Annotated in this window: 23 protein-coding genes and 4 tRNA genes; 19 read left to right on the top strand and 8 right to left on the bottom strand. The window is 72.8% G+C overall.

Features of this window, described 5'->3' with window-relative positions; genetic code table 11:
• The first annotated feature begins 10 nt into the window (after nucleotides 1-10).
• The gene (locus tag ACFYO9_RS28525; protein ID WP_355810516.1) at nucleotides 11-562 is read left to right on the top strand and encodes a TetR/AcrR family transcriptional regulator; all 552 of its coding nucleotides are present in this window, start codon (nucleotides 11-13) and stop codon (nucleotides 560-562) included.
• Nucleotides 559-2,100, top strand: coding sequence for an MFS transporter (locus ACFYO9_RS28520; RefSeq protein ID WP_355810519.1), 1,542 nt, complete (start codon nucleotides 559-561; stop codon nucleotides 2,098-2,100). Before ACFYO9_RS28525 ends, ACFYO9_RS28520 begins: the two co-directional genes overlap by 4 nt.
• A 534-nt stretch (nucleotides 2,101-2,634) precedes the next feature.
• Here the strand turns inward: ACFYO9_RS28520 and ACFYO9_RS28515 are convergent.
• Nucleotides 2,635-3,372 (bottom strand): lysophospholipid acyltransferase family protein, encoded by a 738-nt coding sequence (locus ACFYO9_RS28515; protein WP_362371937.1) that lies wholly within the window; start codon nucleotides 3,370-3,372, stop codon nucleotides 2,635-2,637.
• 359 nt (nucleotides 3,373-3,731) lie between these two features.
• Here ACFYO9_RS28515 and ACFYO9_RS28510 point away from each other — a divergent pair, with 359 nt between their 5' ends.
• The 3 genes from ACFYO9_RS28510 to ACFYO9_RS28500 all read left to right on the top strand — a co-directional run bounded on the left by ACFYO9_RS28510 (nucleotide 3,732) and on the right by ACFYO9_RS28500 (nucleotide 6,116).
• Nucleotides 3,732-4,922, top strand: a complete 1,191-nt coding sequence (locus tag ACFYO9_RS28510; protein WP_358778351.1) for a glycerophosphodiester phosphodiesterase — start codon at nucleotides 3,732-3,734, stop codon at nucleotides 4,920-4,922.
• Between the two features lie 128 nt (nucleotides 4,923-5,050).
• A complete protein-coding gene (locus ACFYO9_RS28505; protein WP_358778352.1) occupies nucleotides 5,051-5,566 on the top strand; it encodes a sigma-70 family RNA polymerase sigma factor in 516 nt (171 codons plus the stop codon).
• Between the two features lie 37 nt (nucleotides 5,567-5,603).
• Complete coding sequence (locus ACFYO9_RS28500; protein WP_358778353.1) at nucleotides 5,604-6,116, top strand: GNAT family N-acetyltransferase; 513 nt, start codon at nucleotides 5,604-5,606, stop codon at nucleotides 6,114-6,116.
• A gap of 3 nt (nucleotides 6,117-6,119) precedes the next feature.
• Here ACFYO9_RS28500 and ACFYO9_RS28495 read toward each other — a convergent pair whose 3' ends face one another.
• Nucleotides 6,120-6,566 carry a hypothetical protein gene (locus ACFYO9_RS28495; RefSeq protein WP_355810634.1) on the bottom strand — a complete coding sequence of 149 codons (447 nt, stop codon included), beginning with the start codon at nucleotides 6,564-6,566 and terminating at the stop codon, nucleotides 6,120-6,122.
• Nucleotides 6,567-6,573: 7 nt separating this feature from the next.
• A complete protein-coding gene (locus ACFYO9_RS28490) occupies nucleotides 6,574-6,933 on the bottom strand; it encodes a hypothetical protein (RefSeq protein ID WP_358778354.1) in 360 nt (119 codons plus the stop codon).
• A 138-nt stretch (nucleotides 6,934-7,071) separates the two neighbouring features.
• Here ACFYO9_RS28490 and ACFYO9_RS28485 point away from each other — a divergent pair, with 138 nt between their 5' ends.
• The 10 genes from ACFYO9_RS28485 to ACFYO9_RS28440 all read left to right on the top strand — a co-directional run bounded on the left by ACFYO9_RS28485 (nucleotide 7,072) and on the right by ACFYO9_RS28440 (nucleotide 20,840).
• Nucleotides 7,072-7,719 (top strand): HAD family hydrolase, encoded by a 648-nt coding sequence (locus ACFYO9_RS28485; RefSeq protein ID WP_358778355.1) that lies wholly within the window; start codon nucleotides 7,072-7,074, stop codon nucleotides 7,717-7,719.
• Nucleotides 7,720-8,141: 422 nt separating this feature from the next.
• A complete protein-coding gene (locus ACFYO9_RS28480; RefSeq protein ID WP_358778356.1) occupies nucleotides 8,142-9,200 on the top strand; it encodes an ATP-binding cassette domain-containing protein in 1,059 nt (352 codons plus the stop codon).
• The gene (locus ACFYO9_RS28475) at nucleotides 9,197-9,943 is read left to right on the top strand and encodes a methionine ABC transporter permease (protein ID WP_358709618.1); all 747 of its coding nucleotides are present in this window, start codon (nucleotides 9,197-9,199) and stop codon (nucleotides 9,941-9,943) included. Before ACFYO9_RS28480 ends, ACFYO9_RS28475 begins: the two co-directional genes overlap by 4 nt.
• A 76-nt stretch (nucleotides 9,944-10,019) precedes the next feature.
• On the top strand, nucleotides 10,020-10,859 hold the full coding sequence (locus ACFYO9_RS28470; RefSeq protein ID WP_358778357.1) for a MetQ/NlpA family ABC transporter substrate-binding protein: 840 nt from the start codon (nucleotides 10,020-10,022) through the stop codon (nucleotides 10,857-10,859).
• 2 nt (nucleotides 10,860-10,861) lie between these two features.
• A complete protein-coding gene (locus ACFYO9_RS28465) occupies nucleotides 10,862-11,680 on the top strand; it encodes a MetQ/NlpA family ABC transporter substrate-binding protein (RefSeq protein WP_358778358.1) in 819 nt (272 codons plus the stop codon).
• 141 nt (nucleotides 11,681-11,821) lie between these two features.
• Entirely contained in the window at nucleotides 11,822-12,505 is a 684-nt protein-coding gene (locus tag ACFYO9_RS28460) for a GNAT family N-acetyltransferase (protein ID WP_388666686.1), read from the top strand.
• A 159-nt stretch (nucleotides 12,506-12,664) separates the two neighbouring features.
• Nucleotides 12,665-13,876 (top strand): precorrin-6y C5,15-methyltransferase (decarboxylating) subunit CbiE, encoded by a 1,212-nt coding sequence (gene cbiE / locus ACFYO9_RS28455; protein WP_358778360.1) that lies wholly within the window; start codon nucleotides 12,665-12,667, stop codon nucleotides 13,874-13,876.
• Nucleotides 13,877-14,232: 356 nt separating this feature from the next.
• The gene (gene cobT, locus ACFYO9_RS28450; protein ID WP_358778361.1) at nucleotides 14,233-18,540 is read left to right on the top strand and encodes a nicotinate-nucleotide--dimethylbenzimidazole phosphoribosyltransferase; all 4,308 of its coding nucleotides are present in this window, start codon (nucleotides 14,233-14,235) and stop codon (nucleotides 18,538-18,540) included.
• Nucleotides 18,541-18,701: 161 nt separating this feature from the next.
• The gene (cobA, locus tag ACFYO9_RS28445; protein ID WP_358778362.1) at nucleotides 18,702-19,934 is read left to right on the top strand and encodes a uroporphyrinogen-III C-methyltransferase; all 1,233 of its coding nucleotides are present in this window, start codon (nucleotides 18,702-18,704) and stop codon (nucleotides 19,932-19,934) included.
• An 87-nt stretch (nucleotides 19,935-20,021) separates the two neighbouring features.
• Entirely contained in the window at nucleotides 20,022-20,840 is an 819-nt protein-coding gene (locus ACFYO9_RS28440) for an RNA methyltransferase (RefSeq protein WP_355810560.1), read from the top strand.
• 13 nt (nucleotides 20,841-20,853) lie between these two features.
• On the opposite strand, the gene ACFYO9_RS28435 is transcribed toward ACFYO9_RS28440, so the two are convergent.
• Nucleotides 20,854-22,167, bottom strand: coding sequence for a protein kinase (locus tag ACFYO9_RS28435; protein ID WP_358778363.1), 1,314 nt, complete (start codon nucleotides 22,165-22,167; stop codon nucleotides 20,854-20,856).
• A gap of 196 nt (nucleotides 22,168-22,363) precedes the next feature.
• On the opposite strand from ACFYO9_RS28435, the gene ACFYO9_RS28430 reads away from it, so the two are divergent.
• The 4 genes from ACFYO9_RS28430 to ACFYO9_RS28415 all read left to right on the top strand — a co-directional run bounded on the left by ACFYO9_RS28430 (nucleotide 22,364) and on the right by ACFYO9_RS28415 (nucleotide 25,085).
• Nucleotides 22,364-22,630, top strand: a complete 267-nt coding sequence (locus tag ACFYO9_RS28430; RefSeq protein ID WP_358778364.1) for a hypothetical protein — start codon at nucleotides 22,364-22,366, stop codon at nucleotides 22,628-22,630.
• A gap of 198 nt (nucleotides 22,631-22,828) precedes the next feature.
• Complete coding sequence (locus tag ACFYO9_RS28425) at nucleotides 22,829-23,032, top strand: hypothetical protein (RefSeq protein ID WP_355810567.1); 204 nt, start codon at nucleotides 22,829-22,831, stop codon at nucleotides 23,030-23,032.
• A 733-nt stretch (nucleotides 23,033-23,765) separates the two neighbouring features.
• A complete protein-coding gene (locus ACFYO9_RS28420; RefSeq protein WP_388666674.1) occupies nucleotides 23,766-24,713 on the top strand; it encodes a phosphotransferase family protein in 948 nt (315 codons plus the stop codon).
• 69 nt (nucleotides 24,714-24,782) lie between these two features.
• The gene (locus ACFYO9_RS28415) at nucleotides 24,783-25,085 is read left to right on the top strand and encodes a zf-TFIIB domain-containing protein (RefSeq protein ID WP_358778365.1); all 303 of its coding nucleotides are present in this window, start codon (nucleotides 24,783-24,785) and stop codon (nucleotides 25,083-25,085) included.
• Nucleotides 25,086-25,140: 55 nt separating this feature from the next.
• Here ACFYO9_RS28415 and ACFYO9_RS28410 read toward each other — a convergent pair.
• From ACFYO9_RS28410 to ACFYO9_RS28395, 4 genes are all read right to left on the bottom strand, one after another.
• A tRNA-Val gene (locus ACFYO9_RS28410) sits at nucleotides 25,141-25,215 on the bottom strand.
• Between the two features lie 29 nt (nucleotides 25,216-25,244).
• Nucleotides 25,245-25,316 (bottom strand) — tRNA-Val (locus tag ACFYO9_RS28405).
• Nucleotides 25,317-25,355: 39 nt separating this feature from the next.
• A tRNA-Val gene (locus ACFYO9_RS28400) sits at nucleotides 25,356-25,427 on the bottom strand.
• Nucleotide 25,428: 1 nt separating this feature from the next.
• Nucleotides 25,429-25,502: transfer RNA gene (locus ACFYO9_RS28395), tRNA-Cys, on the bottom strand.
• Between the last annotated feature and the right edge of the window lie 24 nt (nucleotides 25,503-25,526).

Below are 25,526 nucleotides of genomic sequence, written 5' to 3'. Positions count from 1 at the left end.
GGCTTGTCTCATGTCAGTCGATCGCGAGCAGGTTCTGCGCAGCGCCGCGGCCCTGCTCACCCGCAAGTCCACCGCGACCATGGACGAGGTCGCCCGCGCCGCGGGCATCAGCAGGGCGACCCTCCATCGCCACTTCGCGGGCCGTGACGCCCTCGTGCGCGCCCTGGAGGAGCTCGGGGTCCAGGAGTGCGACGCCGCGCTCGACCGGGCCCGGCTCGACGAGGGCGGCGCGAGCGAGGCGCTGCGCCGCCTGGTGCAGGGGATCGAGCCGGCCGCCGGGCTGCTCGCGTTCCTGTACACCGAGAACCAGCTGTTCGAGGGCGACGGACAGAACCAGGGCTGGAACCGCATCGACGACCGGCTCGCGGCGCTCTTCCGGCGCGGCCAGGAGAGCGGCGAGTTCCGCATCGACCTCACCCCCGCCTGGCTCACCGAGGCGTTCTACGGCCTCGTCGGCTCCGGTGCCTGGGCGGTGCAGGACGGCCGGGTGGCCGCCAACGACTTCTCGTACATGATCGCCGAGCTGCTGATCGGCGGCGCACAGCGGAGAGTGGACTCATGACCAGCACCCACCGGCAGTCCGCGGCCCCCGAGGTGGAGCGCAGCCCCGGCCGCTGGCTCGCGCTCGCCGTACTCGCCCTCGCCGTCCTCCTGGTCGCCGTCGACGCGACCGTGCTCGGCCTCGCGACGCCCTACATCAGCGAGGACCTCAAGCCGTCCGGCACCCAGCTGCTGTGGATCGGCGACGTCTACTCGTTCGTCATCGCCGGCCTGCTCGTCTCCATGGGCAGCCTCGGCGACCGCATCGGCCGGAAGAAGCTGCTGCTCTGCGGAGCCGTCGCCTTCGGCGCGGTGTCGGTCCTCAACTCCTACGCCACGAGCCCCGAGCTGATGATCCTGGCCCGCGCGCTGCTCGGTGTCGCGGGCGCGACGCTGATGCCGTCGACGCTGGCGCTGATCCGGAACATCTTCCACGACCCGCGCGAGCGCAGCCTCGCGGTCGGCATCTGGGGCGCCATGGCGTCCGCGGGCGCGGCCGTCGGGCCCGTCGTCGGCGGCTTCCTGCTCGAACACTTCTGGTGGGGCTCGGTCTTCCTCATCAACCTGCCGGTGATGGCCGTGCTGGTCCTCGTCGGCATCAAGTTCCTGCCCGAGTCGAAGAACCCGGCGCCGGGGCCGTGGGACCTGATCAGCGTCGTGCTCTCGCTGATCGGCATGATCGCGGTGGTGTACGCCGTCAAGGAGGCGGCCGCGCACGGGATGCGCTGGGACGTCGCGGCGTCCGCGGTCGTCGGCGTGGCCGCGCTCACCTGGTTCGTACGCCGCCAACTCACGCTCGCCGCGCCGCTCCTGGACATGCGGCTGTTCCGCAACCGCGGCTTCTCCGGGGCGGTCCTCGCCGATCTGCTGACCGTCCTCGGCCTGTCCGGCCTGGTCTTCTTCCTCTCCCAGTTCCTGCAACTCGTGCAGGGCAGGCGGCCGTTCGAGGCCGGCCTCGCCGAACTCCCCGCAGCGGTGGGCGCGGTGGCGGCGGGCCTGGTCGCGGGTGTGGTGGCGCGGCGCTTCTCGGTGCGGGTGGTGGTGGCCGGAGGGCTCGCGGCGGTGGGCCTCTCGCTCGCCGCGCTCACGGCGCTGAGTCAGCACACGGGGTATCCGCTGCTCGGGGCGGCGCTCCTGGTCGTCGGGATCGGCGCGGGCTTCTCGTTCACGGTGACGGCCGACGTCATCCTCTCCAGCGTGCCGAAGGAGCAGGCGGGCGCGGCGTCCGCGGTCTCGGAGACGGCGTACGAATTGGGCGCCGCGCTCGGCATCGCGCTGCTCGGCTCCATCGTCACGGGCGTCTACCGCGACTTCACGGCGCCGCCGGGTACGCCGGCGGACGTGGCGTCGGCCGCGCACGAGTCGCTGGGCGGGGCGGTGGAGTCGACGGCGGACCTGCCGGCGGGGCAGGCGGACGTCCTGCTCTCGGCGGCCCAGACGGCCTTCGTGGACGGACTTCGACTGGCGTCGGGCGTGGGGGCGGTGGTGCTGCTCGCGACGGCGGGGGTGGCGTGGTTCCTCTTGAAGGGGCAGAGGCTGGAGGACGGGGCTCCCCACTGACGACCACCCTTGCGGGGCCCGGCCCTCGGTCCGGCTCGCCGCGGTGGGGGCGCGCGCCCTTGCCGGGGGCGGCTCAGGTGCGGTCGTCGCCTGCGGGCGCGCCGTGGTCGCCCGCGCAGTTCCCCGCGCCCCTGAAAACCAGCACGTCGCCTGCGGGTGCGTTGTGGCTGGTCGCGCAGTTCCCCGCGCCCCCAAAAAACCCGCACGTCGCCTGCGGGTGCGTCGTGGCTGGTCGCGCAGTTCCCCGCGCCCCTGAAAACCAGCATTTCGTGTGCGGGCGCGTCGTGGCTGGTCGCGCAGTTCCCCGCGCCCCTGTGGGGCGCCCCGCACGTCGCCGGGTACGCCCCGTAAGGGGCGCGGGGAACTGCGCGAGTAAGCACAACGCACCCGCGGGCGAAGTGCGGCCTTATCAGGGGCGCGGGGAACTGCGCAAAGCGGCCGCAACCGGCCCGCACACGAACGCCCGCCCCGGTGCCGGAGAAAAGACCCCCGCACCGGTGCGGGCGCACCAGTAACCGCTCAAGCCCCGCAGGGTTACGCCGCTTTGGCCTTCGTCGCGTACATGTCCACATACTCCTGCCCCGACAGCAGCATGACCTCCGTCATCACGGAGTCCGTCACCGCGCGCAGCACATACCGGTCCCGGTCCATCCCGTCGTACCGGGAAAACTCCATCGCCTCGCCGAAGCGGACCGTCACCTTCCCGGGACGGGGAAGGCCCTTGCCGCCCGGCTGGAGCTTGTCCGTGCCGATCATCGCGAAGGGGATGACGGGCGCACCCGTCATCAGCGTCAGCCGCGCGATCCCCGTACGGCCCCGGTACAGCCGCCCGTCGGGCGACCGTGTGCCCTCGGGGTAGATGCCGAACACCTGGCCGTCGTCGAGAATGCGCCGCCCCGTCATCAGCGCCGCCACCCCGCCGCGCCCACCGTCGCGGTCCACCGGGATCATGCCGACGCCGGTGAAGAACCACGCCATGAGGCGGCCCTTGAGGCCCTTGCCGGTGACGTACTCGTCCTTGCCGATGAAGTACACCGGGCGCTTGGTCACCAGCGGCATGATCATCGAGTCGATGAACGTGAGGTGGTTTCCGGCCAGGATGACGGGCCCGGTGCCCGGAATGTTCTCGGCGCCTTCTACCCGTGGGCGGAACATCAGGCGCAAGAACGGTCCGAGCACTGCCTTGATGAGCGCTAGACGGGACAACAGGCCCTCCGGTGTCAACGGGTCGACGACGAGTAAATGCAGGTGAGTACGGTACTCGCGGGCCACCGCCCTTTGCACATCGGGTTCAGGCACTCGATACGCAGTGTTGACCAGATTTTGCGGGGTCTTGCCCAAACCCGTCGTCTTTGTGACGACCGTATCCCCGCGGGAACGGTGTGGCCCGAACCAGTGGTCCTTGTCACGCACACCCGTCGCTGTGCGTGGCGGCGCCGCGCCCCACGGTCCGCGTACGGCCCGCGCACGGCCCGCCCTCTCCATGGTGCGCCCACTCGCCACGCCGCGTCATCCCGCCGTTCCGTCCTAGGTCTCCCACACGTCACTCCCGGCCACCTACGATCAGTCCCGCTTTGTCAGGTGCAAGGCAGCGTCAGGTGCACGGCAGCGGTACATCGGGAGGAGCGCCAATGGCGACGCAGGAGTCGGGACAGCAGCAGCCGGGGACGAGCCCGGGGCGGCGCGCGGTACTGGGGGCGGCGGTCCTCGGCGCGGGCGCGGCCGTGGCAGGAGCGCCCGGGGTGGCGAGAGCCGACGAGCGGCACGGCGGCGGACATGGCGGGCACGGCGGGAGCGGGGGCTACAAGAGCCTGCCTGTCCCCACCGTCGTCGCCCACCGGGGCACCAGCGGATACCGCCCCGAGCACACGCTCGGCTCGTACCAGCTCGCCCTCGACATGGGCGCGCACGTCATCGAGCAGGACGTCGTGCCGACCAAGGACGGCCACCTGGTGTGCCGTCACGAGAACGACATCACCGGAACGACGGACGTCTCGGCCCACCCCGAGTTCGCGTCCCGCAAGACCACCAAGTCGGTGGACGGCGCCAAGCTGACCGGCTGGTTCACCGAGGACTTCACGCTCGCCGAGCTGAAGACGCTGCGCGCCAAGGAGCGCATCCCGGGCAACCGTCAGCACAACACCCTCTACGACGGCCGCTGGGAGATCCCCACCATGGAGGAGGTGCTGCGCTGGGCGGAGAAGGAGGGGCGCCGGCGCGGGCGGCCGGTCTGGCTGCACATCGAGACCAAGCACCCCACGTACTTCCGCAAGCTGGGCCTCGGCCTGGAGGAGCCGCTCACCAAGCTGTTGCGGCGCTACGGGCGGCACAAGAAGAACTCGCCGACCTTCCTGCAGTCCTTCGAGCCCAGCAGCATCCAGCGCCTCGCCAAGCTGGTCTCCGGACCCCGCGTCGTGCTCCTGTCCACCGCGAACTCCCGTCCCTGGGACTTCGTCGAGGCGGGCGACCCGCGCACCGTCGCCGACCTGATCACGCCCAAGGGCCTGCGGTGGATGGCGGGCTTCGCCCAGGGCATCGGTCCGACCCTCGACCTGATCATCCCGAAGAAGGCCGACGGCAGCCTCGGCACCCCGACCACGCTGGTCGAGGACGCGCACGAGGCGGACCTGATCCTGCACCCGTACACGATGCGCAACGAGAACACGTTCCTGCCCACGAACTTCCGCAAGGGCACCGACCCGAACGCCTACGGGGACGCCTTCGGCGCCTTCCAGGCGTACTTCGAGACGGGCATCGACGGGATCTTCTCCGACAACTGCGACACCGCGCTGCTCGCCGCCGCGGACTTCGCACGGGACTGACGGCCGGTTGCCGCCGTCCCCCCGGGGCGCCGGGTGACGCGCGTCAACAACGCGCCGCCCGGCCCCGGATGGAGTGAGAAGCGGCCGCTCCGGAAACCTCGTACCGGAGCGGCCGCGTCCCGCTGGGCATGACCCACGACCTCATCCCCGCCCTGCGCCCCCTGCTCGCCGCCGAGGCGTCCGCCGAGGCCCTCGGCTCCGGCACCGACCCCGGCGACCTGGAACAGGCCGTCTGGCTGCGCCTGTTGGAGCGCCTGGCAGCGGACGGACCGCCCGCCGACCCGGCGCGGTGGCTGCGCGGCGCCGTGCGCTCCGAGGCACGCCGCACCCGCTGCACCGGCCGGCGCGAGGTCGCGTACGCGGGCGAGCCCGCCGACGACACCGAACGCGGCCCCGAGCACCGCGCCCTGACCGCCGACCGGCACCGCACCCTGCACGCCGCGGTACGCAGACTCCCCGCCCGCTGCGCCCGCCTCATGTCCGCGCTGCTGTCCCCGGAGGACCTCACCTACCGCGAAATCGCAGGGGAGTTGGGAATGTCACAGGGGAGTCTGGGACCGGAACGTTCCCGATGCCTGGGATGCCTGCGCAGAATGCTGACGGCGGAGGTTGCGGCTCCTGCTCCGTGGGGAATGGAGCGGTAGACAACCGGTGGAGCAGGTGAGCGGGAGGCATGCACACATGGGCATGAGCGTGACCATCTCGGTGGCGGCGGCGGACGACCAGGACGCCGCGGAGCAGATCCTCAAATTGCAGTACCTCTGCTACCAGAGCGAGGCGCAGATCTACGGCGACTACGCGATCGAACCCCTGACCCAGTCCCTGGAGTCGCTCAGGTCCGAAATGGCGGCGGGCACCGTCCTGGTGGCCCGGCTCGGCACCGAGGTGGTGGCCTCCGTGCGCGGCACGGTCGACGCGGACGGCACGGCACGGATCGGCAAGCTCATCGTCCACCCCCGCCTGCAGCGGCACGGCCTGGGCGGCCGGCTGCTCGACGCGATAGAGAACCGCCTCGGCGCGGACGGCGCCGCGAAGTCCTTCCAGCTCTCCTCGGGCCACCGCAGCGAACAGAACCTCCAGCTGTACCGCAAGCACGGCTACGCGCAGGTGGACACGGAGCGGGTGAACGAACGGCTCACGCGGGTCACCCTCGCCAAGGACGTGACGGCGGAAGCCTTCGTGGCGAGCGCGTAGCCACTAAGCGGCGGCCCGCCGCGCCCTGTTCAGCCAGAAGATCGCCGTCACCGGCAGGATCACCGGGATGAAGAGGTAGCCCATCCCGAAGTCCGACCACACCGTTGCGTCGGGAAAGGCGGACGGCTCCGCCAGCGTCCAGGTGCCCACCACGAGCACGCCCACCAGCTCGGCGGCGCAGCACACCAGCGCCGCCGAGCGGGCCGCGGCGCCGCCGCGCACCAGCGAGTACGTGATGAAGCCGTAGACGACGCCCGCCAGCGCGGACAGCGTGTAGGCGAGCGGCGCCTTGTCGAAGTCCGTGGAGATCTGCACCGCCGAGCGGGACACCGCGGCGACGACCATCACGCCGTACAGCCACACCAGCAGGATGCCGGGGCCGGTGATCAGTTTCTGGCGCGCGGGGGCCTCGGCCCGCTCCGCCCCGCCGTTGTTCTCCGGCTCGGTCACCGCCACCTCAGCCTCCCCAGATGTCGTAGAGCCGTACTTCGAGCACGGCGAGCACCACGCCGCCCGCGGCGACCGTCACGGAGCCCCAGCGGCTCCGCTCGGCCAGCGACATGAACCCCGTGGCGGGGACACAGGCGAAGGCGCCGACCAGATACGAGACGAAGATCGTCGTGCCCTGGTCCGCCTCCTCGCCGCGCGCGAGCTGGACGATGCCGACGACCAGCTGCACCGCGGCCAGGAGGGTCACCACGGCCATGCCGATGAAGTGCCAGTCCTTGGTCGGCTGGTCGCGGTACGCGGCGAAACCGCACCAGGCGGCGAGGGCGAGCGCGGCCACGGAGACCGCGATCGTCAGGGCATCAACCATGCCCGTGACTTTATTACGGGCCCTTCGGCCCCCGGCGCGCGGCCCTTGCGACCCCGGTCCTGCGGGACCCACGGCCCCGCCGCCGGGCTGCTCGCCCCGATGCGCGTCCCCGGGGCGCGCCCCGTACCCTCGGTCACCATGAAGATCCAGGCTGACGCGCTCCTGTTCGACAACGACGGCACCCTCATCTCCTCGATGGAGTCGGTGTACCGCTGCTGGACGCGGTGGGCGCAGGAGTACGGGATCACCGCCGAGGCCTTCGCCGCGGTGGAGCTGCACGGCCGCCCCGCCGCCGAGATCGCCGCCGACCTGCTGCCCCCGGAGCGGGTCGCCGAGGCGGTCGCCCGCATCGAGGAGCTCGAGGTCTCCGACGTGGCCGGCGGTGTCGTGCTGCTGCCCGGCACCCGCGAGCTCCTCGACTCCCTGCCGACCGGCCGCTGGGCCGTGGTGACCTCCGCGACCCGCGCCCTGGCCGACGCCCGCCTCGCCGAGGTCGGCATCCGCCCCGGCCTCGTCATCGCCGCCGACGACATCACGCGCGGCAAGCCCGACCCGGCGCCCTTCCTGCTCGCGGCCGAGAAGCTCGGTGTCGACCCCGCGCGCTGCGTCGTCTTCGAGGACGCGCCCGCGGGCCTCCAGGCCGGCCGCGCCGGCGGCATGACCACCGTGGCGTTGACCACAACGCACCAGGCGTCCGAGCTATCCGCCGACGCCGTCGTCACCGACCTCTCCGCCGTGTCCGCGCAGGCCACGGCCGGTGGCGTGGAGATCACGCTCACCGACTGAGTTCCGGAACCCGGGCGTCCACCGCCGTCCCACCGCTGTCCGGTATACGGACAGCGGTGGTGGACGGCGGTCTCACGCGTGTTTTACTTGGGCCCATGACCACGACGAGCAACCGCATCCCTGCGACCGAGGCGATCACGACGCCCGGTGCTCGTTGTATGTGTCGAATGTGCGCCTTCTGAGGGCCCCCGCACCACCTCTGAGCCTCGCGCCCCGAAGCGAAGCCGCTGTGCCGCGCTCCTGAACCGACGTACTCGATGGACTCCACGGAATCGACAAGTCGACGCAGGAGGCGAGCCGGCCCCGCGCACACGTCCTCCGGTTTCCCGCCCCACCACCGCGAGAACCGTGCCGCGTTCCGAACGAATGCCCCGTGCCCGGCGACACCCGCGCCGCGCACTCGACAGTGACGGAAACCCCCTGTGATCACCACTTCCGGCCTCACCAAGGTCTACCGCTCGCGCGGTCGTGAAGTAACCGCCCTCGACGGAGTCGACCTGCACGTCCGCGAGGGCGAGGTGTACGGCGTCATCGGCCAGTCCGGCGCCGGCAAGTCCTCCCTGATCCGCTGCGTCAACCTCCTGGAGCGCCCCACCTCCGGCACCGTGGCCGTGGCCGGCCAGGACCTCACCGCCCTCGCAGGACGCGGCCCGCGCGCCGGCAAGGAACTGCGCCGGGCCCGCAGCCGCATCGGCATGGTCTTCCAGCACTTCAACCTGCTGTCCTCGCGCACCGTGCAGGACAACGTCGAGCTGCCGCTGGAGATCCTCGGCCTGAGCGGGCAGCAGCGCTCCCGCAAGGCCCTGGAACTCCTCGACCTCGTCGGCCTCGCCGACAAGGCCCGGTCCTACCCGGCCCAGCTCTCCGGCGGCCAGAAGCAGCGCGTCGGCATCGCCCGCGCCCTGGCCGGCGACCCCAAGGTGCTGCTCTCCGACGAGGCCACCAGCGCCCTCGACCCCGAGACCACCCGCTCCATCCTGCAGCTGCTGCGCGACCTCAACCAGCAGCTGGGCCTGACCGTCCTGCTCATCACGCACGAGATGGACGTCGTCAAGAGCGTCTGCGACTCCGCCGCCCTCATGGAGCGCGGCCAGATCGTGGAGTCCGGCACCGTCACCGAGCTGCTCGCGACGCCGGGCTCCGAGCTCGCCGCCGCGCTCTTCCCGGTCAGCGGCGAGGCCACCGGCGAGGACCGCACCGTCGTCGACGTGACGTTCCACGGCGAGGCCGCGACCCGGCCGGTCATCTCCCAGCTGTCGCGCACGTACAACATCGACATCTCGATCCTCGGCGCCGCGATGGACACCGTCGCGGGCAAGCAGGTCGGCCGCATGCGCATCGAACTGCCCGGTCGCTTCGAGGAGAACGTCGTCCCGATCGGCTTCCTGCGCGAGCAGGGCCTGCAGGTGGACATCGCGGGCGAGGAGCCCGTCGCCGTGCCGCACAGCGAGACGCTGCTGGTCAAGGAAGGTGCCAAGTGACCTGGTCGGAGATGCAGCCCCTGCTGGAGCAGGCCTGTTGGGACACCCTCTACATGGTGGGCTGGTCGACGCTGATAGCCGTCGTCGCCGGACTCCCGCTCGGCATCCTGCTCGTCCTCACCGAGCGCGGCGCGCTGTTGCAGAACGCCGTACTGAACAAGGTGATCGGGCAGATCGTGAACATCGCGCGGTCGATGCCCTTCATCATCCTGATGGTCGCCCTGATGGGCTTCACGCGCTGGATCACCGGCACCACGATCGGCCGCGAGGCCGCCCTCGTGCCGCTGGCCGTCGGCGCCATCCCCTTCTTCGCGCGCTTGGTGGAGACCTCGATCCGTGAGGTCGACGGCGGGCTCGTCGAGGCCGTGCAGTCGATGGGCGGCTCCACCTGGACCGTCGTACGCAAGGTCCTCGTGCCCGAGTCGCTGCCCTCGCTGATCTCGGGCGCCACCACCACGATCGTCGCCCTCATCGGCTACTCCGCGATGGCCGGCACGGTCGGCGGCGGCGGCCTCGGCGACCTCGCGCTGCGCTACGGCTACCAGCGCTTCGAGACCGAGCTGATGTGGATCACCGTGGCGATCCTCGCCGTGGTCATCTCGATCATCCAGTTCGCCGGCGACTACGCGGCCCGCAGGCTGCACAAGCGCGGCGGCGGGTCAGGACCGCTGCTGCTCTTCCGGCCGCTGCGCGGCGTCCTGCCCACCACCGCCGCCGCGGAGTCGGCCACCAAGACCGGCTGAGCCGGGGCCGGCACAGACCTCCCCGCCCCGCGCGGGGCCGCACCACCGGCACCACCCATGGAGAAAGGCACTTTTCGTGCGTAACACCGCCAAGATCACCACCGCTGTCCTCGCCGCCGGAGCCCTCACCCTCGGGCTCTCCGCCTGTGGCTCCGACAAGGGCTCCGCGGGCGACAAGGACGGCCCGCTCATCGTCGCCGCGACCCCGACGCCGCAGGGCGAGATCCTCGACTACGTCAAGAAGAACCTCGCCAAGAAGGCGGGCCTCGACCTCCAGGTGAAGGAATTCACCGACTACATCACGCCGAACACCTCCGTCCAGCAGGGCGAGGTCTTCGCCAACTACTTCCAGCACAAGCCGTACCTGGACGACTTCAACAAGAAGCGGGGCACCGACATCGTGCCCGTCCCCGGGGCCACGGTGCACCTGGAGCCGCTCGGCGTGTACTCGAAGAAGGTCAAGAAGCTGTCGCAGCTGGAGGACGGCGCCACCGTCGCCATCCCGAACGACACCACCAACGAGGCCCGCGCGCTCAAGCTTCTCGCGGACAACGGAGTCATCGAGCTCAAGAAGGGCGTGGGCTACGAGGCCACCCCCAAGGACGTCGCCAAGAACCCCAAGGACCTCACGTTCAAGGAGCTGGAGGCCCCCACGGTGCCCCGCACCCTGGCCGACGTCGACGCCGCGGTGATCAACGGCAACTACGCGCTGGCGGCCAAGCCCTCGCTCAGCCCCGCCAAGGACGCCATCGTCGCCGAGCCCGCCAAGGGCAACCCCTACGGCAACTTCCTCGCCGTCAAGAAGGGCGACGAGAACGACCCGCGCGTGAAGAAGCTCGCCAAGCTCCTCACCTCGCCCGAGGTCAAGAAGTTCATCGACGAGAAGTACGACGGCGCCGTCGTCGCCGCGTTCTGATCATGCGTACGTCCGTGATCGCCGCCGCGGCGGGGACCGTGGCCCTCACCCTCGGCCTCACCGCGTGCGGCGCGGACTCGGGGAAGTCCGGCGACGGCCTCGTCGTCGGCGCCACCCCGACGCCGGCCGGCGAAGTCCTCACGTACATCAAGGAGCACCTGGCGGAGAAGGCCGGACTCGACCTCAGCATCACCGAGTTCACCGACTACAACACGCCGAACACCGCGCTCCAGGAGGGCTCGCTGGACGCCAACCTGTACCAGCACACGCCGTACCTCGAGAACTTCAACAAGTCCAAGAAGACGGACCTGGTGCCGGTCACCGAGGTGTACCTGCCGCCGATGGGCGTGTACGCGAAGAAGACCGGGAGCGTCACCGCACTCGGCCGCGGCGCCACCGTCGGCGTTCCGAACGACACGACCAACGAGGGGCGGGCGCTCCAACTGCTCGCCTCCCGGGGCGTCATCGGGCTCAAGAAGGGCGTCGGCGACACGGCGACGCCCGAGGACATCACGTCCAACCCGAAGAAGCTCACCGTCAAGCCGCTCGACCCCGCGCAGTTGCCGCGCTCGCTCGACGACCTCGACGCGGCCGTCATCAACAACAACTACGCGCTCGACGCCGGGCTCAGCCCCAAGAAGGACGCCATCCTCCTGGAGTCCCCGAAGGGCAATCCCTACAACAACGTCCTCGCCGTCAAGAAGGGCGACGAGGACGACCCGCGCGTGAAGAAGCTCGCCGAGCTCCTCACCTCGCCCGAGGTCAGGAAGTTCATCGAGGACAAGTACCAGGGGTCCGTACTGCCCGCCGAGGCGGGCTGAACGGCCTCTCGCGCGCGGGACACCAACGGGGTCCTCTCCCTTGTCGGGGGAGGACCCCGTGGTGCGTCCGGGCCCGTGCATGCTGCATGCTGGGCACTTCAGAAGACCGAAAGGTGAAGGTCCTTCAGGTCTATGAAGGTTATGGAGCGGCGCATGACTACAGCCTCCTCGGGCACAGCGGGCACGTCGGGATTCCCCGACATCTCCATCAGCACGGAGCGGCTGGTGCTGCGCCCTCTCGAAGAGGCGGACGTCCCCGCGTACGCGGAGATGATGAACGACGAGCAGATCACGGCCTGGACCTCCGTGCCGCAGCCCTACACCGAGGCCGACGCGCGCGAGTGGATCACCCGCCTCGCCCCCGCCGAGCACTCCGAGGGCCGCGGAATCGTTCTGGCGATCGCCGAGTTCCTCACCCAGCGCCTTGTCGGCATCATCCAACTCCGGGACACCGACTGGCGGGTGCGCTCCACCGAGCTGAACTACGTCGTCGCCCCCTGGGCCCGCGGCGAGGGCTACGCCTCCGAGGCGGCGCTCGCCACCGCCCAATGGCTCTTCCACGACCAGAAGTTCGAGCGCATCGAGCTGCGCACCGCCGCCGACAACACCGCCGCCCAGCAGGTGGCCCAGAAGATCGGCTCCATCAGCGAGGGCGTCCTGCGCGGCGCCTGGATAGCGCGGACGAGAAACGGCGGCGACCCGTTCGGCGGCTGGCTGGACGTGCGCACCGACCTCATCGTGTGGAGCCTCCTCCCGGAGGACCTCGAAGGCGTGTCCGAGAGCCTCACCGACAGCGGCTTCTCGGCGTACTCCGACTGGAACTGACCCGCCCCGCCAGGACCCGCCCGCCGGGACACACACCACCCGTCACCCGGCCCCTCCCGAGTCCCAGCAGGTACGCTCGCCACTGGCCGCGTGCTCGGTCCCCCCGCGCAGCCCCGCCCCGCACTGACGACCCGCGAGAACCACAGGAGACACACGACGATGGCCGACCGGGTCACGGTGATCGGCTGGGACGGTACGCCGCTGACCGCCGCCGCGCGCTCCGCGCTCGGCGCGGCGACGCTCGTGGCGGGCGCCGCCCACCACCTGGCGCTCGACGAGGTGCCCGCCCGCGCCGAACGGATCCGCCTCGGCAGCGTCGCCCTCGCCGCCCGCCGCATCGCCGCCCACCGCGGCACCGCCGTCGTCCTCGCCGACGGCGACCCCGGCTTCTTCGGTGTCGTCCGCACCCTGCGCGCCCCGGAATTCGGCCTGGAGGTCGAAGTGGTGCCCGCCGTCTCCTCGGTGGCCCAGGCCTTCGCCCGCGCCGGCATGCCCTGGGACGACGCCGAGGTCGTCGTCGCCCACCGCCGCACCCTGCGCCGCGCCGTGAACGTCTGCCGCGCCCACACCAAGGTCGCCGTCCTCACCTCGCCCGGCGCGGGCCCCGCCGAACTCGGACTGCTGCTCGACGGCGTCCACCGCACCTTCGTGATCTGTGAGGAGCTCGGCACCGAGCGCGAGCAGGTCTCCGTCGTCACCTCGGACAACGCGGCCGACCACGCCTGGCGCGACCCGAACGTCGTCATCGTCATCGGCGGCACCGCGGCCGCCGACACCGGCTGGATCATGGGGCGCGAGCCGGGCGCGGGCCCGCGCGGCTGGGCGCTGCCCGCGGCGGAGTACGGCGGCGACATCTGGCTCGGCGAGGGCGAGACCGACCGGCTGCGCTCCGCCCAACTCGCCCGCCTGGGGCCGCGCGTGGGCGACCTCGTCTGGGACATCGGCTGCGGCAGCGGGGCCTTCACCGCGGAGGCGGCCCGGTTCGGCGCCGCCGTGATCGCCGTCGACCGCGACCCGGACGCCCTCGGCCGCACCACGGCCGCCGTCCGCCGCTTCGGCGTGCAGGCGCAGACCGTGCACGGCGATGCCCCGCACGTCCTCGAAGACCTGCCCGAACCCGATGTCGTACGGGTGGGGGGCGGGGGAGCCGCGGTGGTGTCCGCCGTCGCCGACCGCCGTCCGGAACGCATCGTGACGCACGCCGCGACACGCGACGCCGCCGAACTCATCGGCAGGGATCTGAGCGAGCACGGATACGTGGTCGAATGCGCCCTCCTGCAGTCCGTGGAGCTCGACACCCGCGCCTGGCGGGAGGAGAAGCGGACCGTGGTGTTCCTGCTCTCGGGGCGGCTGCCCGACCGCTCCCCGTGACCCCCCGGGCACGGAGCGCGGGGTAGGCTGACCGATCGTCGTACTGCACCCGGCCGCCAAGGAGTTCGTTGGCCGATGTCCGGAAATCCCGCCCGTTATGAGGGCGGGTGTGGTAGGGCGTGACCGGAGGACGCGCAACGTGGCGCAGTCCACAGCGGGCCGTGCCCGATCAAGCTGCCGCGGTGGCGGACGGACAGGGAGAATGCCTGGTGTCCGGTGCGCGGTTCGTGCCGCGCGGCGCGCACGCTCGTTGAGGATGACGGGCGGTCGGTGCGCCGCTCCGGGCGATGGGGCCTCCCCGGCCGAAGGCCGAGGGGCGGTCGAAGAAGCACTAACCGATGGGCGAGGGGTTACGCATGACCGACACCGGCCAGGTCCCGGGTGAGGGACTGCCGGAGGGCGCAGGCAACGGTGTACCTTCCGGGCCCGCGCAGGGCATGGGGGCGCAGCAGCCGGGCGTACCCGTACCGGGCGCGTATCCCTTCGCCGACTCCGTCGACTCCGCCGCCCTCACCGCCCCCGCAGAGTCCGCTGTCCCCGCCGAAAGCCCCGCCGATGACGACGACCTGCTGCTGATGCCCAGTGCCCAAGGGGCCTGGAGCGAGGCGCAGGCCGCGTCCGCCGCGGCGCAGGGGCAGCTGCCGGGGCACGGGCAGGTTCCCGGCCACGGGCAGCAGCCCGGCCAGGGTGCGGGGCCCGCGCAGGCGGTTCAGCCGGCCCAGGCGGTTCAGCTGCCCCATGCCGCCGAGTCCGCCCACGCCGCCGAACCCGTCCACGCCGCCGAACCCGTCCACCAGCCCGGTCCGCACGAGACCTCCGGCCGCGACAGCGGCTCGGTCGACCTGAACGGCGTCCGCATGCCCGACGGCACGTCCGCGTCGTCCCACCCGGGACCCGCCCGCCGCCCGCTCCACCACGGCCCGTCCGGCCCCGCGGTGCCCGACGGCACGGGGAGCCCGGTGCGCTCCCTCGCCGACCGCGGGCCCGCGGGGGCGCCCTCGGTCCAGCACGCCGCGCCCGCACGCCACGCGGGACCGCCGACCGGTCCCGAGTACCTCGACATCCCGCGTGACGGGGCGGGCCAGCCCCTGCCCGGCCCGCAGCTCGGCGAGATGCCGCCGCAGGGGGCCGCGCCGTGGGGGGCGCCGCAGGCCGACGAGGCGGCGCCCGTCGCACCAGCAGAAACGGTCGTCCCAGAGGCAGCAGAGGTAGCAGGGGCAGCAGGAGCAGCAGAGGCCCCGGTGCTCGCGGAGGCCTCAGTGCTCCCGGAGGCCTCAGTGCCCGCAGAAGCCTCGGAGGCCCCTGGCGCCTCGGACGCCTCGGATGCCGCTGTACTCACGGAGGCCGCAGCCGCCACAGAAACCCCGGACACCCCGGACACCCCGGACGCCCCGGATGCCTCGACCGTCACACCGGCACCGCAAGCCCCGGACGCCGCCGTCCCTGCCGAGCTGCCTGCGGAGGCGGTCGCCGGTGCGCCCGCCGAGGAGCGGGCAGAGTTGGCGCCGGAACACGCGCCGGGTCACGTCCAGGAGGCGGACGCGCCGGTCGCGTACGCCCCCGAGGCCGCCGCCTTCCCGGACGCGGCGGACTTCGGGCAGGTCCCGATGGGGGAGCAGCAGTTCCCGGCCGACGAGCAGCAGTTCGCGCCGGGTGACCAGCAGTTCCCGGTGGACGGCGCGCAGTTCGCGCCGGGGGCGCAGCAGGTTCAGGTCCCGGCCGGCGAGCAGCCCGCGTTCGCGTACGCCGGGCCCGCCGGCGCCGGTCAGCCCGCGTTCGCCGTCGCCTCCGCCCAGCCGTGGGACGGGGCGCAGGTCCCGTACGCCGACGGGATGCCCCACCCGGGGTACGCCCCCGACGCCGCGCCGGGCGCGCACGCCGCCCCGCACGCCCCGGAGGGGTACCCCGCAGAGGCCCGGCACGCCGCCCCGGGACCGCAGCAGCCCGAGCCGCAGTTCCCCCAGAACCCTCAGGACCCTCAGGCTCCGCACGTCCCGCAGGACACCGTCGCGCCCCTGAACGGCCACGCCGCCCCGGCCCACGGTGAGCCCGCCCCGGCCCACGGTGAGCCCGGCCTGCCCCAAGACCCCGCGCCCGTCGGCCAGTTCGTGCCGGTCGACGGCTCGGTCCCGACCACCCCGCACCTGGCCCCGACGCCGCCGCACCCCGTGGTCGTCCCCCAGGAGGACCCGGCCGCCCCGGAGGCCCCCGAGGCCGACGCTCCGGTGACGGACTCGGCGGACGCCGCCCCCGTACCCGTATCCGTACCGCCCACGGACCCGGCCGACGCCCCGCCGCAGGACATCCCGGAACCCGAGGCCCTGACGCCCGAGGCCCTCACCCCCGAGGACCCGGCGACCGCGGATCACACGTTCGACCCGGCGCAGCAGCCCGCCGTCACCGTGCCCGCCCCGCGCGACGGTGGCGAGCCCGCGGTGGCGCCCGTGGCCGAGCCGACTCCCGCGCCGGACGCCGAAGGCGTGGCGGCGATGGACGCGCCGGACCTGCCGACGGTCGAGGCAACGGCGGAGGCGGCGCCCGAAGCCGCTGAGGCCCCCCAGGGCCCGGATGGCTCCGCAGTGCCCCGTATTGTCTCCTCTGCGGCGGTTGTGACCGGATTCCCGGCCGCCCCGCAGACGGCCGACCCGGCCGACGAGTTGGACGAGGCCGACGACGTCATCTCGTTCGAACCGATCGAAGCGAACGAAGTGACCGAAGTGGCCGAAGCACCCGAGATGGCCGAAGCGCCTGAAGCCCCCCTGCCCGCGCCCGCGACGCCCGAGGCTCCCGAAGCCCTCGCGCCCGCCGCGGCGCCGGACGCCCCCGAGGCGGACGGCGCACCGCACGCCCCCGAGACCCCGCAGTTCCTGACCGCGGCCGACGCGCCGGGCGAGACGGACGCGGAGGCCGCCGAGCCCGCCGTGTCCGCGGGCACCGCCGCCCCGGGCTACGCCGACGCCGAGCGCGAGGCCGTGCTGCGCGTCATGCGCGAGCGCCGCGACATCCGCAACGGCTTCCGCGCCGACCCCATCCCGCACGAGGTGCTGCTCCGCGTCCTGGAGGCCGCGCACACCGCCCCGTCGGTCGGCCACTCCCAGCCCTGGGACTTCGTCGTCATCAAGTCCGCGGAGACCCGCAGGACCATGCACGAACTGGCCGCCCGCCAGCGCGACGCGTACGCCAAGTCCCTGCCCAAGGGCCGCGCGAAGCAGTTCAAGGAACTGAAGATCGAGGCCATCCTCGACACCCCGGTGAACATCGTCGTCACCGCCGACCCCACCCGCGGCGGCCGCCACACCCTCGGCCGGCACACCCAGCCGCAGATGGCCCCGTACTCCTCGGCGCTCGCCGTCGAGAACCTCTGGCTCGCCGCGCGCGCCGAGGGCCTCGGCGTCGGCTGGGTCAGCTTCTTCGACGAGCGCGAGATGGTCCGCACCCTGGGCCTGCCCGAGCACCTCGAAGTCGTCGCCTACCTCTGTGTGGGATACGTCGACGAGTTCCCGGACGAGCCCGAGCTGATGCAGGCCGGCTGGTCCAAGCGCCGCCCGCTCTCCTGGGTCGTCCACGAGGAGACGTACGGCCGCCGCGCCCTGCCCGGCGAGGACCCGCACGACCTGCTCGCCGAGACCGTGGCCAACATCCGCCCGCTGGACGCCAAGGCGCTCGGCGAGGCGTGGGAGCGCCAGAAGCGGATGACCAAGCCGCCGGGCGCGCTCGGCATGCTGGAGATCATCTCCGCGCAGCTCTCCGGCCTGTCCCGGATGTGCCCGCCGCCGATCCCGGAGCCCGCGGCCGTCGCGATCTTCGCGGGCGACCACGGCGTGCACGCCCAGGGCGTCACCGCCTGGCCCCAGGAGGTGACCGCGCAGATGGTCGCCAACTTCCTCGGCGGCGGCGCGGTCTGCAACGCCTTCGCCAACCAGGTGGGCGCCGAGGTCTGCGTCATCGACGTGGGCGTGGCGAGCGAACTCCCGGCCACGCCGGGCCTGCTGCCGCGCAAGGTCCGCGCGGGCACCGCCGACATGACGACCGGACCCGCGCTCACCCGCGAGGAGGTCAAGGCGGCCGTCGAGGTCGGCATCGAGACCGCCCGCGACCTGGTGGCGGCCGGCAACAAGGCACTGCTCACCGGCGAGATGGGCATCGCCAACACCACCGCGTCGGCGGCCCTCATCTCCGTCTACACGGAGGTGGACCCCGCCGAGGTCACCGGCCGCGGCACGGGCATCAACGACGAGATGCACACCCGCAAGGTCGAGGTCGTCCGGCGCGCCCTGGACCTCCACCGGCCCGACCCGGCGGACCCGATCGGCGTCCTCGCGGCGATCGGCGGTCTGGAGCACGCGGCCATGGTCGGCCTCCTCCTCGGCGGCGCGTCGCTGCGGACGCCGGTGATCCTGGACGGCGTCAGCGCCGGTGCGGCCGCCCTGGTCGCCCGCGCCATCGCCCCCGAGGTCCTCGCGGCCTGCATCGCGGGCCACCGCAGCGCGGAGCCGGGCCACGTGGCCGCTCTCAACAAGCTGGGCCTGCGCCCCCTGGTCGACCTGGACCTGCGCCTCGGCGAGGGCACCGGCGCGCTGCTCGCGCTGCCGGTCGTCCAGAGCGCGGCGCGCGCGATGCACGAGGTCGCCACGTTCGACTCGGCGGGCGTCACCGAGAAGTAGCCGCCGCCGGGGCGACGTCCCCGATTCCGGCGACGGGGCGGGGCTGGGGGAGACCTCCGGCCCCGCCCCCGCCATACTGAACCCGCACGTCAAGCAGCCGCTCCAGCGCAGCAGCGGTAGCGCACCACGAAGACTCCGCCCGCACGAGGAGCCCCAGAGCCATGGCCGAAAACCCCGCCTACCCCGTAGGCCTCCGCCTCGCAGGGCGCCGCGTCGTCGTCCTCGGCGGCGGCCAGGTGGCCCAGCGCCGCCTCCCGGCACTGATCAAGGCGGGCGCCGACGTCCTGCTCGTATCGCCGTCGGCGACGCCGTCCGTCGAGGCCATGGCGGACGCGGGCGAGATCACCTGGACGCGGCGCAGGTACGAGGACGGCGACCTGGACGGCGCCTGGTACGCCCTGATCGCCACCAGCGACGCGGAGGCGAACACCCGGGCGTCGGCGGAGGCCGAGGCGCACCGCGTCTGGTGCGTGCGCTCCGACGACGCCGAGGCCGCCACCGCCTGGACCCCGGCCACCGGCCGCTCCGAGGGCGTCACCGTCGCGGTCCTCTCCAGCGACATCCATGACCGCGACCCGCGCCGCACCGCCGCCATCCGCGACGCGGTCGTCGAGGGCCTGCGCGACGGCAGCCTCGTCGCCCCGCACCTGCGCGCACGGACCCCCGGCGTCGCCCTGGTCGGCGGCGGCCCCGGCGACCCCGACCTGATCACCGTCCGGGGCCGGCGCCTGCTCGCCGCCGCCGACGTCGTCATCGCCGACCGCCTCGGCCCCCGCGACCTCCTCGACGAACTCCCGGCGCACGTCGAGGTCATCGACGCCGCGAAGATCCCCTACGGCCGCTACATGGCGCAGGAGGCGATCAACAACGCCCTGATCGAGCACGCCAAGCAGGGCAAGGCCGTCGTCCGGCTCAAGGGCGGCGACCCCTACGTCTACGGCCGGGGCATGGAAGAGCTCCAGGCGCTCGCCGAGGCGGGCATCGCCTGCACGGTCGTGCCCGGCATCTCCAGCTCGATCTCCGTCCCCTCGGCCGCCGGCATCCCGGTCACCCACCGCGGCGTCGCCCATGAGTTCACGGTGGTCAGCGGCCATGTGGCGCCGGACGACGAGCGCTCCCTGGTCGACTGGGAGTCGCTGGCCAAGCTGCGCGGCACCCTGGTGGTCCTGATGGGCGTCGACAAGATCGGCAAGATCGCCGAGGCGCTGGTCGCCCACGGCAAGTCCGCCGACACCCCGCTCGCCCTGATCCAGGAGGGCACGACGGCCGCCCAGCGCCGCGTCGACGCCACGCTCGGCACGGTCGCCGAAGCGGTACGCGTCCACGAGGTGAGGCCCCCGGCCGTCATCGTCATCGGCGACGTCGTGAAGGTCGGCCCCGAGCCCCGCGCGTAACGCGCCCGCACACCCACACGTAACCAGCGGTAACGGAACCCGTCCACAGCCGTTGGCACCACACCCAGGACAAGGCAGTATCACCCTGTGGCTGATCTCATCACCGTCGACGACCCCGACGACCCGCGCCTGCGCGACTACACAGGCCTGACCGACGTCGAGCTGCGCCGCCGGCGCGAACCGGCCGAGGGCCTGTTCATCGCGGAGGGCGAGAAGGTCATCAGACGGGCCAAGGACGCCGGGTACGAGATGCGCTCGATGCTGCTCTCGGCCAAGTGGGTCGACGTCATGCGCGACGTCATCGACGAACTCCCGGCCCCGGTGTACGCGGTCAGCCCCGACCTCGCCGAGCGCGTCACCGGCTACCACGTGCACCGCGGCGCGCTCGCCTCCATGCAGCGCAAGCCGCTGCCCACCGCCGACGAACTCCTCGCGACCACCCGCCGCGTCGTCGTCATGGAGGCGGTGAACGACCACACCAACATCGGCGCCATCTTCCGCTCAGCGGCCGCCCTCGGCATGGACGCGGTCCTGCTCTCGCCGGACTGCGCGGACCCGCTGTACCGCCGCTCCGTGAAGGTCTCGATGGGCGCGGTCTTCTCCGTCCCGTACGCCCGCCTGGAATCCTGGCCGAAGGGCCTGGAGGGCGTGCGCGGGGCGGGCTTCAACCTCCTCGCCCTCACCCCCGACGAGAAGGCCAAGTCCCTCGACGAGGCGGCGCCGCACCGGATGGACCGCGTCGCGCTGATGCTCGGCGCGGAGGGCGAAGGCCTCTCCACCCAGGCGCTGGTCGCCGCCGACGAGTGGGTCCGCATCCCGATGGCCCACGGAGTGGATTCGCTGAACGTGGGCGCGGCCGCGGCGGTCGCGTTCTACGCCGTGGCCACGGGGCGCCCGCAGCTCTGACGCGCCGCCGCCCTCAGGCGCCGGGGGCTGCCGAGGGGTCGGTCCGCGTGTGCTGCTTCACGTCGCGTACGTGATCGTCCCCGAGGCCCCGTGCGGGCCCCTGGCAGCCCTGCGCGGCGGCGATGCCGAGCGCCACGAGCAGCGTGACGACGACGAAGACGAAGAGCCGCTGCCGCAGCAGCCGCGGATTGGCCGGTCCCCGCCGGCCCGTGCCGGTGGTGCGCGGGCCCGGGCGTCCCGCGCCGCTGCGCGGGGCCGGCCTGCCGCCCGAACGCGTGGTGTTGCGGGGGCCGGAAGGCCGCGAGCCGGAGCGTGCGTTGCGCGGCCGGGACGAGCCGGTCCTGGACGAGCCCGTGCGCTGCGGGCCCGAGCGCGGCGGGGGAGTGGCGCCGGGGGCGGGCCTGCGCTGGGTGCGCTCGTCCAGATAGCTCTCGGCGAGCCGGCCGGTCGGCTGTTCGTGGCTCTGCCGGGGCGCGGGCGGCCGGACGGTGCCGAGCCCCTGGGCCTCGCGGGCCGCGATCTCCTTGAGCCTGAGCGACAGTTGGAGCGTGCTGGGCCGCTCCTCCGGGTCCTTGGCGAGACAGGCCCTGATCAGCGGCGCGAGCGCGTCGGGCACGCCGTGCAGCTGCGCCTCCTCGTGGACCACCCGGTAGAGCATGACCTCGGAACTGCCGTGTCCGAAGGGCGAGTCCGCCATGCCCGCGTACGCGAGGGTGGCGCCGAGCGCGAAGACGTCGGTGGCGGGCGTGACGGTGGCGCCGCGCACCTGTTCGGGCGCGAGGAAGCCGGGCGACCCGACGGCCGTCCCGACGTGCGTCAGCGTCGAGGCGCCGGTGGCCCAGGCGATACCGAAGTCGATGATCCGCGGACCCTTGGGGGACAGCAGGATGTTCGACGGCTTGAGGTCGCGGTGGACGACACCGGCCTCGTGCACGGCCACCAGGCCCTCCGCGAGCGCGGAGCCGACCACCGCCACGTCGGCCGCGGAGAGCGGGCCCTCGGCGGCGACCTTGTCGTGCAGCGAGGGGCCGGGCACGTACTGCGTGGCGAACCACGGCCGGTCCGCGTCGAGGTCGGCCGCGACCAGCCGCGCCGTACAGCCGCCGCGGATGCGGCGCGCGGCCGACACCTCACGGGCGAACCGCGAACGGAACTCCTGATCCTCCGCCAGATCCGGCCGGATCACCTTCAGCGCGACGCGTTGGCCGCGCCGGTCCGAGCCCAGATAGACCACACCCATGCCGCCGGCGCCCAGGCGCCTGTGCAACCTGAACGAGCCGACGACACGCGGGTCCTCGCGCCGGAGCCGCATCATCGTCATGTCCATCCCCGCTACCCGGTCCGTTTGACGAGCCACAGCTTACGTTTCCACGGCCGGGCACGTGCAGAGGCCGCGCCCTCGCGGGGCGATCGATTGTCAGTGCCCGGTGGGAAACTTGAAGAGTGGTCAGAAGGCGGGGGACCTGGGGGCGTCGCCGCGGCCCGGATCTCCAACCATCCATCGCTGAAGGGGGATTGATCCCGTGAAGGGTGACCGCGTGGAGATAGTCGTGGACGCAGGTGACACGACCCGGACGTACGAAGTGGTGGCCAGCAGGGCGGGTCGACGGGTGGAGACGGCGGTGCGCAGGGGAGTGGTCGAAGTGAGCGAAGTCACCCGAAGCGGATCAGTGGTGCGTACGGCGCGGTTCATGTCCACCCGCGTCCTCGCCCTGGTGGAACAGCCCGTTCCGAGGGAGGACACCTCCGAGATCGTGGCCCGTCCCCTCCGGGAAGACCCCGAGTCCTAGGACCCCTTCTCCACCCACGGGAGTACGTGCGCGCCGGGGGCTCATCCTCCGGGAGGCCCGGCAATCGGTACGAGGGCATGACGCCCCGCGCCTCCCCCGCACCTAGATTTGAGGTCAAGCGGCGGGTGGCGCACTCGTCCCCCGAGGCCGGACGCTCGCCGCTGCCAACACCACATCGAAGCGGTCAGGAGAGGAATCATGGCGGACACGGCACCGCGGACCATGATCCGCACGCAAGGGCGCAGGTTCTCCGCGTTCGGCGTCCGCCCGTCCGGCACGCGCCATCCCTTGGTGGCGACGGCCATGGTCCTCCCTCTGGCAGCTCTGCTCGTGGTCGTCTTCGGCGGCTGGGAGTCAGTGGTCACACAAGCGTCGTCCGTGGGCGTGATGCTGGGGCGCTGAGCGGCGCCCCAGGCCCGGAAGAGCGGTCCGGGCGGGGACATCCGGCCATGAAACCCCGTGGGGACGGGGGTGCGGCGGACGGCAGAATGCCCGCGCAGCTGGGGAGCTGCGCGGGCATTGCCATGTCTGGCGGGGGCGCCCGACGGATCCCCCACCGCACCCTTGCCGGGACACCGCCGACGTCCCCCCTCTCGCGGACCCGCGGAGTTGGGGGCCCGCGGGTGCATCGCAGAGCCCCGGAACGCGGCGGACCCGTCTTGCGGGGTACGGCGGGCCCGTGAGCCGTGGTCTGGCTGGGCGCCCGACGGATCACCCTCGACACCCTTGCCGGGACGCCCCCCCGAGGTCCCCCCCTCGCGGGCTGGCGGAGCCGGGGACCTGCGGGTTCACCGCAGCGCCCCGGAACGCGGCGGACCTGCCTTACCGGGCACGGCGGCCCGTCGGCCGTGGAGTGCGGCGCCCGACGGGCCCGCTCGGCACCTGGTCCGCGGTGGCTCGTCGGAGCGCTGAGGCGTTGCGGGGAGCCGCCCTCAGGGGGAGCTCAGGGTGGGCCGCCCCGCGGGTTCGCCCTTGCGCCGGGGCCGCGAGTACCTCGGCGCGGAGGGTGCGTCGCCGTGCCGGGGGCAGCCCTCGTGGTCAGTGAAGGGCTCCTGTGGCGGCCCGCAGGAGACCTGGCCCGGGCCCCGCCCGGCTGCGTACGCTTCGGCGTGTTGCTTTCGACCTACGGAGTTCCGTGACCGCCGCCGTTCTCGCCGCTCTTGCCGCATCCGCCCGTGCCGTCGTCCATCGGCTGCCCGGAGAGGTCTGTGTCTGCGGGAGCGGGGACGCCGTGCTCGCGGATCGGGCGGACGCCGGCGTCGTCCGGCACGGGGACGTCGTCGCCAAGGCGCATGCCATGGAAACCGATCCCGCACAGCTCGCCGTGCGGCTCGACGTGGCCGCCCGGATGCCCGGGGTGCTCCTCGCGCCCTCCGCGCCCCGCGCCACACGCCTGCACGGGCGACTCGTCACCTTCTGGCCGTACGGCACCCCCGTCGACCGCGATGACCCCGACTCCGCCCCCTGGGAAGCCGCCGGCGCTCTCCTGGCCCGGCTCCACGCCGCCCCGCTGCCGCGCCCGCTCCCGCCCATGCGCGGACCCGCCAAGGCGGCCCGTGCCGTGGCGCGGCTGCGCGCCGTCGGGCCGCATCCCGCCGCGCCCCCGGTGCTGCGCGCCTGGGCGGCCCTGCCGGCCTGGGCCCGCGACGAAGCCCCCGCCCCCGGCCCCCACGCCCTCTGCCACGGCGACCTCCACCTGGGACAGCTCGTGCGCGGCCCCGACGGGCACTGGCTGCTCATCGACGTGGACGACCTCGGTGCGGGCGACCCCGCGTGGGACCTTGCCCGCCCGGCCGCCTGGTTCGCGTGCGGCCTGCTCTCCCCGGAGGAGTGGGCCCGCTTCCTGGACGCCTACCGACGGGCCGGCGGACCCGCCGTTCCCGGGGACGGCGGCGACCCCTGGCCGGCCCTGGACGTCCCCGCCCGCGCCCTCACCGTGCAGAGCGCAGCACTGGCGATCGCCAAGGCCGTCGCCGCGGACCGGCCCTTGGACGAGGTCGAGCAAGCCGTGGTCGACGCCTGCGACCGCATGGGCGCAATCGCCGCCCGACCGCCCGAGTTGGCCCCGGAGGCGACGAAGTAGGGTGCAACGCACCGAAGCCGGGCAGTGTTCCGGCGAAGCAGTCACCACCGGCGAGGAGTTGAGCCGTCCATGCAGTGCCCCAAGTGTCACGCACCGATGCACACGTACAACCGCAACGGCGTCCAGATCGAGCAGTGCAGCAACTGCCGAGGGATATTCCTGGACTACGGCGAGCTGGAGTCCCTGACCCGCCTGGAGTCGCAGTGGGGCGGCCAGCAGGCTCCGCCGCCGCCCGCGCCACCGGCCCCGCAGGCCTACCCCGCGGCTCCCGCGCCGGCCTGGGGCGCCCCGCACGGCGGTCACGGAGGGCACGGCGGTCACTACGGCCACAACCGTCACAAGAGCTTCGGGCACATGCTCTTCTCGTCCTGAGGGACGCGGGGAACGACGAAGCCCCGGCCGTGGAGACGGCCGGGGCTTCGTGTGGTGGTGCGCGATACTGGGATTGAACCAGTGACCTCTTCCGTGTCAGGGAAGCGCTCTCCCGCTGAGCTAATCGCGCGGGTGGACCTGCGTGTGCTGCGTACTGCGTGCGCGATACTGGGATTGAACCAGTGACCTCTTCCGTGTCAGGGAAGCGCTCTCCCGCTGAGCTAATCGCGCGGGACGACCCTCATGAAGACGACCTTCGTGAAGATCCAGTGGACGATACTGGGATTGAACCAGTGACCTCTTCCGTGTCAGGGAAGCGCTCTCCCGCTGAGCTAATCGTCCTTGGAGGTGGAGACGGGATTTGAACCCGTGTAGACGGCTTTGCAGGCCGTTGCCTCGCCTCTCGGCCACTCCACCAGGAGTGCGGGGGTTCGGGAAGAT

This window comes from Streptomyces sp. NPDC005863 (genome assembly GCF_042871345.1).
Classification (GTDB): domain Bacteria; phylum Actinomycetota; class Actinomycetes; order Streptomycetales; family Streptomycetaceae; genus Streptomyces.
Note: the sequence above shows the minus strand (reverse complement) of the source record. Positions and strands in the feature narration are given on the sequence as shown.